Origin of the sequence: Acinetobacter sp. UBA1297 (assembly GCF_002307755.1) — a bacterium.
GTDB lineage: Bacteria > Pseudomonadota > Gammaproteobacteria > Pseudomonadales > Moraxellaceae > Acinetobacter > Acinetobacter radioresistens.
Window position 1 is genome coordinate 202051 of the sequence record NZ_DBUF01000017.1, and the last position, 6386, is coordinate 208436.

General features: G+C 44.4%; 7 protein-coding genes. 4 read left to right on the forward strand and 3 right to left on the reverse strand.

Annotation, left to right across the window (positions count from 1 at the left end; translation table 11 throughout):
* Positions 1-36: 36 nt before the first annotated feature.
* From B3R63_RS08575 to B3R63_RS08585, 3 genes are read right to left on the reverse strand one after another with little or no spacing between them, the layout of a single operon-like run.
* On the reverse strand, positions 37-867 hold the full coding sequence (locus B3R63_RS08575) for a copper resistance protein B (protein WP_286729774.1): 831 nt from the start codon (positions 865-867) through the stop codon (positions 37-39).
* Positions 854-2677 carry a copper resistance system multicopper oxidase gene (locus B3R63_RS08580; RefSeq protein ID WP_286729775.1) on the reverse strand — a complete coding sequence of 608 codons (1824 nt, stop codon included), beginning with the start codon at positions 2675-2677 and terminating at the stop codon, positions 854-856. Before B3R63_RS08580 ends, B3R63_RS08575 begins: the two co-directional genes overlap by 14 nt.
* A gap of 47 nt (positions 2678-2724) precedes the next feature.
* Positions 2725-3063: a hypothetical protein gene (locus B3R63_RS08585; RefSeq protein ID WP_005406790.1), complete on the reverse strand. Its 339-nt coding sequence runs from the start codon at positions 3061-3063 to the stop codon at positions 2725-2727.
* Between the two features lie 419 nt (positions 3064-3482).
* Between B3R63_RS08585 and fahA the strand changes: the two genes are divergently transcribed.
* From fahA to B3R63_RS08605, 4 genes are all read left to right on the forward strand, one after another.
* Complete coding sequence (fahA, locus tag B3R63_RS08590) at positions 3483-4799, forward strand: fumarylacetoacetase (RefSeq protein WP_046205950.1); 1317 nt, start codon at positions 3483-3485, stop codon at positions 4797-4799.
* On the forward strand, positions 4786-5424 hold the full coding sequence (maiA, locus tag B3R63_RS08595) for a maleylacetoacetate isomerase (RefSeq protein ID WP_005406698.1): 639 nt from the start codon (positions 4786-4788) through the stop codon (positions 5422-5424). Before fahA ends, maiA begins: the two co-directional genes overlap by 14 nt.
* Positions 5425-5443: 19 nt before the next feature.
* Positions 5444-6001 carry a VOC family protein gene (locus B3R63_RS08600; RefSeq protein ID WP_005018974.1) on the forward strand — a complete coding sequence of 186 codons (558 nt, stop codon included), beginning with the start codon at positions 5444-5446 and terminating at the stop codon, positions 5999-6001.
* 18 nt (positions 6002-6019) lie between these two features.
* A partial coding sequence (locus tag B3R63_RS08605) for a CoA transferase subunit A (protein WP_286729781.1) occupies positions 6020-6386 on the forward strand: 367 nt, incomplete at its 3' end.

Consider the following 6386-nt stretch of genomic DNA (forward strand, 5'->3'; position numbering starts at 1 on the left):
TTTATAAATATTACAAGTGCATAAACTTCTATCTATTTAAAAAATCAGTTTCAGACCGAGTCCGTACTGCCAGTCTTTTTCTGACGAGGTTTCTTGCTGCCAAACTGTAGCTTCACGCTCTTTCTCATAGGCATAAGCCACATTAATAAAAGGCATGACTCGCTTATTAATTTCATAACGGGTCTGCACACCCAGTTGCAAACTGGATAAACCTTTTTTACGCGCATACTTTGAATCATCACTTAACACCAGCTCTGACTCAATATAAGGCTGTAAAATCAGCTTTTGCGTTACTAGCAGATCACGCTCACTCTTCAAGTTAAAAGAGAGTTGCTGGTCTTTTCCAGCATACAGGTAGGCATCTGTTTCAAAGAAATAGGGCGTCAGACCATGCAATCCAAGCATGGCGTCTAGCTGCTCCTGCTGTTCTGGTTGCCGTTCTGTGTAGCGATAACGCACACCGGTCTGTACATCCCAAAAGTCGGAAATAGCCCGGCTATACAAAGCGGCAATATCATAATCTGCCTGTTCTGACTCAGCCTTATGAATATGACCTTTTATAAACAGCCTGTTCTCATCTGTTCCGATTCGGCTTTCAAGTTCAGTTTTTAATATTCCCTGTCCATCCGGATTCCAGATCCAACGATGCTCAAGTTCAGTACGTTGAAAAATTTGTCCACCATGTTCACGTATATGGTTGGCATGAGCTTGTGCTTCTGACGTTACGGTCATGGTTTTCTGCGTTGTAACAGATTGCTGCTGTAACTTGTCCTGATGGTCATGCAAAGTTTCAGCAAGGCTTATATTGCTTAAAAGCAAAATACCACTACCAATTAGCAGATGATTACATAACTTAGTGATGTGCATGCCCAGCTCCTTGTGACGAGTGACTTGCTGCTGGCGTATGAGTTGCTGATCCAACTTGGCCTATTACCAGTTTATTCATCATGCCGGCACTCATGTGATAAAGCAGATGACAATGAATCGCCCATTCACCCAACTCATCGGCAGTGAGTAAAGCCGTGACGGTCTGGCCTGGCGGTACAATCACAGTGTGCTTATTCGGCATATTTGCCAGCGGCTGACCATTTTCCAGCTGCATAAACATGCCATGCAAATGCATCGGATGGGCCATCATGCTGTCATTGATAAATTTTAGCCGGACACGTTCACCATATTTCACCTGTAAAGGCTCAGCCTCAGTAAATTTCTTACCATTCATAGTCCAGACATAGCGCTCCATATTTCCCCCCAGACGGATGACCAGCTCCTGTTCAGGCTGACGCTGGTCAGATTGAGGATTTAAGGATTTTAAGTCTGCATAAGTGAGTGCTTTATGTCCTGCAGGGGTCGAGGCATTAGCCCAGCCATAGACCGGTGTAGTGGTACTTTGTGATAATCTTTGCTCCGTTATATGCGACATAGTCCGCTGTTCTGCTGCTTCCTGTTTTTTTGATGAAGTCATCATTTTGGAATGATCCATGGCAGCATGGTCTGTGCCCGGTACGGGCATTTGGGAATGTATCTCACCCTGAGCGTCGCGATTGCTCATATGTCCGGCATGCTGATTGGCCATATCATTATTATGGCCGCCATGTTGCATCCCCATATCAGCCATGGTCAGCAAGGCACGTGGTCTGGCATCAGGCTGCCGGGTTGCGGGCCGGGCAGAATCCGCCTGATCATGCAATGAGGCAAGTGCAAAGCCGGTACGATCAATTGATTCGGCCTCAATCTGGTAATGACTATCTTTGGGCTCGACAATTGCATCATAGGTTTCGGCTGTACCAATCCGGAACTCATCTACAGGTACTGGCTGAACTGGCTGCCCATCTGCACTCACTACATGCATTTTCAGGCCCGGGATTCGGACATCAAAAAAGGACATGGCTGAGGCATTGATAAAACGTAAGCGGATCTTCTCGCCTGACTTGAACAGACCTGTCCAGTTCTGCTTTGGTGTCTTGCCGTTAACCAGAAAAGTATAACCTGTGACATCCGATAAATCGGTTTTTAGCATGCGCATCCGGTTCCACATAGAACGGTCTTTCCAGGTAGCTGACCAACCTTCACGTTTTACCTGCTGCCAAACATCACCTAGGGTTTCACGCCGGTTCTGATAATATTCTGCTGATTTCTTCAGGTTATTTAGAATCTGGTCACTCTTGCTCTGGTGAAAGTCGGATAGCATCACTACGTAATCACGCTCTGCCTGTTCATGCTTGGCGACAGACTGGTGATCTTTGGGATAGACTACAAATGCCCCATATAGGCCATCCTGCTCCTGTCCCTTACTGTGTGCATGGTACCAATAAGTTCCATTCTGACGAATTTTGAAGCGGTATTCAAAATGACCACCCGGTTTAATACCCTGAAATCCATTAAAGCCAGGTACACCATCCATTAAAGCCGGCAATAACAATCCATGCCAGTGTAAGGAAGAGTCTTCATTTTTAAGCTTGTTATAAACATGAATTACGGCTTCATCGCCTTCTTCAAACTCGAGTAAAGGAGCTGGAAATTTTCCATTTACAGTAATACGTTTTAGTGGCTTGCCGGTTACATTCACCAGCTGTTCATCAATAGTAAGATGATATTCCTTGACTGCCGCCATTAACCAGGTGGATGAGGACAGACAGGCACCCAGTAACAGGGCTTGACTCAGTTTTATAGACATGATTTGACCTTGATAATTAAAAATAATTTTTAATCGTGAAATTAAGGTCAGGCTTTAGGAGGGCGCAGAATTTCTTGCCAGTATCCCGGCAAGTAACGGGCAAAATAATGGCTGTGGCTTGTTTCGGGTAAAGAAAGATTTGGTAAAGATTCAGGCACGTTATCAGCTGCTGCTAAAACCACTTGCAGTGTATTGCAATGTAGTGAGCTGCAATCGTGACAATGAACCTGCTGCACTGTCTTATGACTAGCATCATTGATACAAGAATGATGCGCAGATTGTGATGCAGCATGAGACACTTCGTGACAGCCTGCATGGCCAACATGCTGGTTCACTTGCTGCGTAGGTTGAGATCCGCCGGAATGACTTAGCAGATGAGCAGACACAGTAGACCATCCTGTTAGAAAAACAAGAAAACAGATAAGCCAAGACTGTTTTAAAAGTCTGCCAAGGCGCACGTTCAGGTCCACAAATCGTATATTAGCTATATCAGCATAACGGATTTTTGCCGGGGTGCAAGCGGATTTCAATAGGTCATTCTATATAAAAACCGAAAAATAATGGCTGAGTATTATTTTAATTTCCGCTTATTACGATATCCATAATTAAATTATATATTGTGTAATATATAAAAATAAGTATGATAGAACTAAGATAAAAACAGCTGTCTTAAGCTTTGGAAAATTTGCAGACATTTTAATTTCTGGACATGAACTAACTTTAAGCAAGTAGCCTGATTTCCATAGATACATCAGGTCAGATAAAAGCGGCAGGCTGCCTTCATTTGGACAAAAGGAACAGTTAAATGACGACACAACTTAAATCATTCATCGATGTTGCACCAGATTCAGATTTCCCGATTCAGAACCTGCCTTATGGTATTTTTAGTGAAACAGCTGATGGAAAACGTCGCGCCGGTGTTGCACTAGGTGAGTATGTAGTAGATCTGGCAGTACTTGAACAGGCTGGCTTACTCACGATTGAAGCAGGCAGAAACTATTTTGATCAGTCAACCTTAAATCAGTTTATTGAGTCTGGACGTGATCAGTGGACTCAAGTTCGCTCTACCCTGCAATTCCTTCTTTCCAGTACAAATCCAGAACTACGTGATAATAGCGAACTGCGTGAAAAAGCCTTCTTTAAACGCTCAGAAGTAGTGCTACATTTGCCAGTCCACATTCCCGGCTATACCGATTTCTATTCTTCAAAAGAGCATGCTACCAATGTTGGCTGTATGTTCCGTGATCCCAAGAATGCCTTGCTTCCTAACTGGTCAGAACTTCCGGTCGGCTATAATGGTCGTGCCAGCTCAGTAGTAGTTAGTGGTACAGATATAGTTCGCCCGTCGGGCCAGGTTAAACTGCCAAGTGAAGAACGCCCTGTATTCACTGCCTGTCGCAAGCTCGACTTTGAACTGGAAACCGGTTTTATTATTGGCAAACCAAACCAGCTGGGCGAACCGATCTCCATTGAAAATGCCTGGGACCATATTTTTGGAATGGTACTGTTTAATGACTGGTCAGCACGTGATATTCAGCAATGGGAATATGTACCACTTGGTCCATTTAATGCCAAAACGTTTGCTTCCTCTATTTCACCGTGGATTGTCACGCTAGACGCCCTGCAACCTTTCAAGACCAACAGTCCGGAACAGGAACCACGTCCATTGGCTTATCTGCGTGAAGACAACAGTGCCAACAGTTACGATATCCAGCTTTCTGTTGAACTTCAGGCAGCCGGACAGGTACAGGCCGATGTGATCTGCCAAACCAACTTTAAATATATGTACTGGTCAATGGCCCAGCAACTGACTCACCATACGATTTCTGGCTGTAACGTTCAGGTCGGTGACTTGATGGGTTCAGGTACCATTTCTGGCCCTACCCCCGATTCTTATGGCTCCCTGCTGGAGCTTACCTGGAATACGACCAAGCCACTTACACTCTCAAATGGCGAACAGCGCAGTTTCTTGCAAGATGGCGATACCCTGATCATGAAAGGCTACTGTGAAAAAGATGGTCTGCGTATCGGTTTTGGTGAGGTAAGCGGCAAGGTACTGCCAGCTGTCCAGTTTGATTTTAATACTGATGAATCAGAGGTAGAGCAACGTGAAGCTGTATAGTTACTTCCGTAGTTCCGCGGCTTACCGGGTACGTATTGCCCTGAATCTTAAAGGACTGCACTACGAACTTGTGCCTGTACATCTGCTGAAAAATGGAGGCGAACAGCGTTCTGAAGCTTACTGCCGCATGAACCCAACTGCACTGGTGCCTACGCTCACAGATGGAGACTTCAATCTGGGTCAGTCCATGAGTATCTTAGAGTATCTTGAAGAAACTCATCCTGAAACGCCCCTCTTACCCAAAGATGCACACTCGCGAGCAAGAATTCGGGCATTTTGTCAGAGTATTGCTTGTGATATTCATCCGGTGAACAATCTGCGGGTATTACAGTATTTAAGTCAAACCCTGCAAATTGGTGAAACAGCAAAATCTGAATGGTACGCCCATTGGGTGACTGAAGGTTTTAAAGCACTTGAAGCTTTATTACACGACTCAAATGGCCGCTACTGTTTTAACAATACTCCTACACTGGCAGACTGCTGCCTGATTCCTCAGGTCTATAACGCCAAGCGTTTTAATATTGACCTGACAGCTTTTCCCAAAATTGAAAGTATTTATACACACTGCTCAACATTGAGCGCATTCCAGAATGCTGCGCCAGAAGCGCAGTCGGATGCCGCATAAAAAATAAGGACATTTGTTCATGACTATTCAAATCGAAAAAATTCACCATGTGGCCTATCGCTGTAAAGATGCTAAAGAAACCGTCGAATGGTATAAGAAAAACCTGAACATGGATTTTATTCTGGCATTTGCCGAAGACCATGTACCTTCTACCAAAGCTTTTGACCCTTATATGCACCTGTTTTTAGATGCCGGGAATGGTAATGTTCTTGCTTTTTTTGAACTGCCAACCCAGCCAGAAATGGGCCGCGACGAAAATACACCAAAATGGGTCCAGCATATTGCATTGAAAGTTAAAGACCGTACAGCTCTTGAAGCCGCCAAAGCACATCTAGAGGCAAATGGTGTAGATGTACTCGGTATTACTAACCACGGCATTTTCCATTCAATTTATTTCTTTGATCCAAACGGTCACCGTTTGGAGCTGGCTTATGATGATGAAAAAGCCCCGCAGAAAATTGCCATGATTACTGAAGAAATGAAATATGAGATGCTAGAAGAATGGAGTAAAACCAAGCGTGCGCCTCATCATACTCATTTTTTGCATGCTGACGAACTGGATCAAACTACCGCTTAAACCAGAGGAATTCAACTTATGAATAAAGTCTATGAAAGTGCAACTGCTGCCCTTCAGGATGTAGTCGCAAATGGACAGACTCTGGCAGTCGGTGGTTTTGGCCTGTGTGGTATTCCTGAAGCTCTGATTTCAGCTCTAAAAGAAACCGGAGTAAAAGACCTGACCTGTATTTCCAATAATGCAGGAGTAGATGACTTCGGCTTAGGAAAGCTTCTGACTACCCGTCAGATCAAGAAAATGATTTCATCCTATGTTGGAGAAAATAAAGAATTTGAGCGTCAATACTTGAGTGGTGAACTTGAAGTTGAACTTACCCCTCAAGGTACGCTAGCCGAAAAACTGCGGGCCGGCGGTGCTGGTATCCCCGCTTTTTTTACCCAGACCG